At 69.3% G+C, this 5044-nt stretch carries 3 protein-coding genes; all 3 read left to right on the top strand.

From position 1 onward, the window contains the following. Nucleotides 1–1174, top strand: a 1174-nt coding sequence (locus tag HUV06_RS14580) for an efflux RND transporter periplasmic adaptor subunit (protein ID WP_254601166.1), incomplete at its 5' end; no start/stop codon positions are given. Then, the gene (locus HUV06_RS14575) at nt 1174–2682 is read left to right on the top strand and encodes an efflux transporter outer membrane subunit (protein WP_174301975.1); all 1509 of its coding nucleotides are present in this window, start codon (nt 1174–1176) and stop codon (nt 2680–2682) included. The genes HUV06_RS14580 and HUV06_RS14575, both read left to right, overlap by 1 nt. Nucleotides 2683–3393: 711 nt before the next feature. Further along, entirely contained in the window at nt 3394–4719 is a 1326-nt protein-coding gene (locus tag HUV06_RS14570; protein ID WP_174301974.1) for a site-specific integrase, read from the top strand. Nucleotides 4720–5044: the final 325 nt, after the last annotated feature.

Here is a 5044-nt window from a genome sequence, read left to right as displayed (position 1 = left end):
CCCAGCCGCGCGGGTTGCACCGCCGCCGCCCGGCAGACGGCGGCTGATGATCGCCGGCGTCGCGGCGCTGGCGCTGGCGGCCGTGGTGGTGGTGTCCGGCATCTCCAGCCGCAGCCACAAGACGGCCCGGACCCAGGTCTGGACCACCTCGGAGGCGGTCCCCGCGGTCGGCGTGGTCAGCCCCTCGGTCGACGCCGGCGCGCGCTCGCTGACCCTGCCGGGCCAGCTGCAGGCCTATTACAACGCGGCGATCTATTCGCGCGTGTCGGGCTATGTGCGGGCCTGGTACGACGACATCGGCGCCCACGTGAAGCGTGGCCAGCTGCTCGCGGTCATCGACACGCCCGAAACCGACCAGCAGATCATCCAGGCCCGCGCCGACGTGGCGACGGCCCGGGCCAACATGACCCTGGCCTCCACCACGGCCCAGCGCTGGGCGCGCCTGCTGAAGCAGGACGCCGTCTCCACCCAGGAGAGCGAGGAGAAGGCCGGCGACCTGGCGGCCCGCAAGGCCCAGGTCCAGGCCGCAGAGGCCAACCTGAACCGCTACCTGGCGCTGAAGAACTTCTCGCGCATCACCGCCCCCTTCGACGGGGTGATCACCGCCCGGCGCACCGACATCGGCGCCCTGGTCAACGCGGGCGCGGGCGCGACCGCGAACTCGGAACTGTTCGACGTCGCCCAGGTCAATCCTCTGCGCCTCTATGTGCGCGTGCCCCAGGTCGACTCCGCCGAAATCCGGCCGGGCCTCACCGCGGCCCTGGGCGTGCCCGAACTGCCGGGGCGGAGCTTCGCCGCGCGGCTGGACACCACCGCCAACGCCATCGCCGACGCTTCGGGCACGCTGCTGTCGGAACTCGCCGTCGACAATCGGGACGGCGCGCTCAAGCCCGGCGCCTACGCCGAGGTGAAGTTCGACTTCCCCGACCACGCCGCCACCGCGCGCCTCATCCTGCCCTCCAGCGCCATTCTGTTCCGCAACCGGGGCACCGAGGTCGCCGTGGTCGGACCCGACAACCACGTCCACATCCACCACGTGGTGATCGCCAAGGACCTCGGCTCGACTGATGAGGTCGCGTCGGGCCTTTCCCGCGACGACCGGGTGATCGACAATCCCCCGGACTCCATCGCCGAGGGCCAGCTGGTCCGGGTGATGGACAAGGCGGGCGGGTGATGGCGAGCACGTCCCGCGGGGGGCCGAGGCGGGCGGTGGCGTCCGCCCTGCTCGCCGCCAGCCTGGCCGGCTGCAACTTCGCGCCCCGCTACGCGCCTCCGCCCACGCCCCAGCCCCTGGCCTACAGGGAGCAGGGGCCGTGGACAGAGGCCCAGCCCGCCGAAACCGCGCCGCGCGGGCCTTGGTGGACCCGCTTCGACGATCCCGCCCTCGACCGGCTGGAGCCCCAGGTCCCGCTCGCCAACCCGACGCTGGCCGCGGCGCTGGCCGCCTACGACCAGGCGCGCGACTTCGCCGCGCAGGCGCGCTCGGCCTACCTGCCCACCGTCGCCGGCTTTGACGAGAACACCTACGACCGCCAGTCCCAGGAGCGGCTGTTCCGCGGCGGCGGTCAGCGCAACGTCGAGCCCGACAACCGCATCGGGGCGACGCTCAGCTACGAGCTCGACCTGTGGGGCCGCGTCCGCAACCTGGTGGCCGCGGGCGGGGCGACGGCCCAGGCCGCCGCCGCCGACCTCGCCGACGCCCAGCTCTCGCTGCAGGGCCAGCTCGCCGACGACTACATCCAGCTCCGCGGCCTGGACGCCCAGGCCCGGCTGCTGCGCAGCACCGTCGCCGCCTACCAGCGCGCGCTGGACCTGACCCAAGCGCGCCACAGCGGCGGCGTCGTTTCGGGGCTCGACGTGGACCGCGCCGCCAACCAGCTCTCCGCCGCCAAGGCGCAGATCAACGACGTGGCCGCCCAGCGCGCGCTGTACGAGCACGCCATCGCCAGCCTGGTTGGCCAGCCCGCCTCCACCTTCGCCATCGCCCCCGCCACCGCCGTGGCCCGGATCGTGCCGCACGTGCCGGCCGGCGTGCCGTCCACCCTGGTGCAGCGCCGCCCCGACATCGCCGCCGCCGAACGCCGCGCCTATGCCGCCAACCGCCAGATCGGCGTGGCGCGCGCCGCCTTCTTCCCGACCGTGAGCCTGGGCGCCCAGGGCGGGTGGGAGAACACTGGCGGCAACGACCTGCTGACCTCGCCCGACAGCTTCTGGACGGTGGGGCCCCAGCTGGCGCTCACCCTGTTCGACGGCGGCCGCCGGCGGGCGGTGGTGGCCGCCTCCAAGGCCGCCTTCGACCTGGTCAGCGCCCAGTACCGCGCCGCCGTGCTCACCGCCTTCCAGCAGGTGGAGGACCAGATGGCCCTGGCCAACCACTACGCCGCCGAGCAGGTGGACGAGGCCTCGGCGGTGAAGTCCGCCCAGGCCACCACCAACCTGTCGCTGATCCGCTATCGCGAGGGCGCCACCAACTATCTCGACGTGGTCACCGCCCAGACCGCCGAGCTGCAGGCGGAACAGACCCTGCTGGCGCTGCAGACCCGCCGCCAGCAGGCCAGCGTCAACCTGGTGCGCGCGCTCGGCGGCGGCTGGAGCGACACCGACCTGCCGTCGCCGCGCCAGGCGGCGCGCGAGAAACGTTCCGCCCAGCCTGCCGAGACCGTCGCCGCCAGAACGCCTTGAGGCCGACGTGGTAAGCGGACGGCTCTCCCGGCGTCGGCTCGTGGGCTGCAGTCTCGGGCTGGTTGGGACCCGCTAGCCAGTGGCCGGGTCCGTGCCGCGCCCGCTGTCGGAGAAGATGCCGCCCTATCCACGGGCCTCGAGTTCCTCCAGCCGCCCGGCTCGAAAGGCTGGATCCCGTTTCGCATCGAGGCGAGCTGGATCATTCTGGACGGCCGCCTGAACGATCGTCCCGTAAAGGTGGTGCTCGACTCCGGCGCAGGCCGAACGACCATGGACGCAGGCGTCGCATCCGGCTTCGGCCCGGGCCCGAGATCGACGCTGATCGAGACCGGCGTCACCGGTGAGAAGCTTGCGGCCCTGACCGGACCAGCGTGCTTGGACCTTTCTGGGCTTAGACTAAGCCTGACGGGCGTGGCGCTGGTGGACCTTTCCGCCCTGACCCCGACGGGAAGAGCTTCGCCCGTTTCATCTGGGCCAAGACTTGCTCGACGACGTGGCGTTGCGCCTGGATTGGAGCGGGCGAAGAGATTCGAACTCTCGACCCCAACCTTGGCAAGATTTCACGACGGGTTTTCTGGGGTTGCCGCGGCTTGCCGAAGGCTGGAAAAGCCCAACAAAAACAGTGAGCGTCTGAGTGGGCTCTTGCCGTGAGGTGCTTGCCTTTGCCGATCCCGTGCCTAAACGGTGCCTAAACGGCGGGTAGGAGCCCTCATGCCAACCCTCAGGCTCATCAAGTCCGAGATCGACAAGCTGCCCGGCGTGGACAAGCTCACCTACTTCAACGATCCCGATGTCCCGGGCTTCTGGCTTCGGCAGACGCCCACCGGCGCCCGGGCCTGGGGCGTCGACTTCCGGGTCGGTTCGGGTCGCCGCGCCACGAAGGGACGGATCACCATTGCGAGCTTCGGCAAGCTCACCCCCGATCAGGCGAGGCGCGAGGCCAAGCGGCTGATCGCCGAGGCGGCGCTTGGGACAGATCCCGCCGCCAAGAAGGCGGAGCGCAAGCAGCTGCTCACGATGGCGGAGCTGGTCGACCTCTATGAGGCCGAGGGCTGCTACGTGCAGCGGGGCAAGCGGCAGGGCCAGCCTATGAAGCCACTCACCAAGAAGTACACGGTGAGCAGGATCCGCCACCATGTCGTTCCGCTGCTCGGCAGGCTCAAGGCCAAGGAGCTAAGCGTGACGGATGTGGAGCGCTTCTTCCGCGCCGTGGAGGCGGGGGAGACCGCTTCCGACACCAAGAAGGGTCCGCGCTGCCGGGTCACGGTCACAGGAGGCAATGGGGCGGCCCGCAAGGTGTTCGGCGACCTTTCGGCCATGTGCTCCTTCGCCGTCCGCAGGGAGATCATGACGGAGAACCCCTGCTTCAAAGCCAACGTGCAGCGGACGGGACCCACCAAGGAGCGCTTCCTGTCCATCGACGAGATCGAGCGCCTGGTCGCCGCCGTAGAGACCCTTGTCGAAGCGGGGGCCAACCCCAAGGCGCTGAAGATCATCCTGCTCTGGCTCTTCACGGGCGCCCGCCGCAATGAGATCGCCGGCCTCAAGTGGTCGGAAGTGCGGCTGAACGCCTCCAAACCCGAGCTGCAACTTGAGGACTCCAAGACGGGCAAGTCCTGGAGGCCGATGGTGGATGAGGTTTTCCAAATCCTGCAATCCACCGAACGGGAGCCCGACTCCGAATACGTCTTCCCCGCAGAGCGCGGCGCCTCCTTCTACCAGGGGGTGCAGGGCGTATGGGAGAAGGCGATCAAGGCTACGGGGCTGGAGGATGTCACGCCGCACACGCTGCGCCACACCATGGGCTCGCACGCTGTGTCGGTCGGGCTCTCGCTCCCGCTCACGGGCGCGATCCTGGGCCACACGAACCCGCGCAGTACGCAGCGATACGCCCACATCCAACGTGATCCTGTGCAGGAGGCGGCGACGCGGGCTGTCGCAGCCTTCGCGCATGTCGGCCGCCGTGTTCACGACCTTACGGCTCCGAAGCCTCGCTTGGAGGGCGAGCAATCACCGGTCGAGCGCAAGCGAAAGTAGCTTTCTTAATTCGGGGTAGGAAGCTCCGCATCCGCACCACTTTGCATGTCCCGTCATAAAGTTGTTGAGCAGGTGTATATATATAGATATATATTATAGAGGGCAGATGAACACGACGATCAGCCTCATAGACCTGAGACCAACGCCTTAGCGCGCCTAAATCGCGAGCCTCACGCGGGAGAAGCTGATGGAGGCGATCCGCACCTCGCTCGCCAAACTGTTGAAGCGGGATCGGCTGAAACGCGGTTGATCTTCCCATCTCGCCGCGGAGCTGCAGGTGTCGCCTCCCGGTTCGACAGCGTGCCGACCCTGGGTCACCGGTCTC

Origin of the sequence: Caulobacter sp. S45 (assembly GCF_903642205.1) — a bacterium.
Lineage (GTDB): Bacteria > Pseudomonadota > Alphaproteobacteria > Caulobacterales > Caulobacteraceae > CAHJWH01.
The sequence above is the reverse complement of the archived record's forward strand: the minus strand, read 5'-3'. Positions and strand labels throughout refer to the sequence as shown.

Excerpts from the sequence above, each read along its gene's own strand:
- HUV06_RS14575 (WP_174301975.1), top strand. The coding sequence starts at position 1,174 with ATGGCGAGCACGTCCCGCGGGGGGCCGAGGCGGGCGGTGGCGTCCGCC.
- HUV06_RS14570 (WP_174301974.1), top strand. The coding sequence starts at position 3,394 with ATGCCAACCCTCAGGCTCATCAAGTCCGAGATCGACAAGCTGCCCGGC.